The sequence below is a fragment of the Vibrio sp. 1078-1 genome (genome assembly GCF_033340475.1).
In genome coordinates, this window is sequence record NZ_JAWOWM010000867.1 from 1 (window position 1) to 525 (window position 525).

1 protein-coding gene is annotated in these 525 nt (G+C 47.4%); it reads right to left on the bottom strand.

Features of this window, described 5'->3' with window-relative positions; all coding sequences use genetic code 11:
* Nucleotides 1-525, bottom strand: a 525-nt coding sequence (locus R7190_RS30530) for a glycosyl hydrolase family 18 protein (protein ID WP_318138299.1), incomplete at both ends; no start/stop codon positions are given.

Genomic DNA, 525 nt, shown 5'->3' on the forward strand with positions numbered 1-525 from the left:
CCATGAAGTCTTTATCGTAAGGGTTACCAGCACCAGCCATTGATGTTGGGTATTCGTAGTCGATATCCAGACCATCGAACTTGTACTTACGCATCATTTCAACTGCAGAAGCTGCGAACTTCTCAATGCCAGCATGGTTGATAGAACCATCAGCATTGGTCGTCATTGTGTAGAAGCCACCATCAGCAACACGATCGCCATTTGCATCGAAGTGACCGCCAGTTTCAGCCCAACCACCAATCGAGATTAGCGTCTTAACATCGTGTTTTTGCTTGTAAGTTGCTAGTGCACCAAAGTGACCTTTGAAACCAAGCGTAGGATCGACTTCAACACCTGGCCATGTTTTGCCAGTTGCAGCGTTGTTTGGATCATTAACATCGCCAACGTTCACTTTACCGTCAGAACCAATGCTCACAAACGCGTAGTTGATGTGAGTTAGCTGTTCCCAAGGAATGTCTTTAACAAGGTAAGTCGATTGTGGGTCGTCACCTGCGCGCCAGCTCGTGAAGTAGCCGATGACACGAC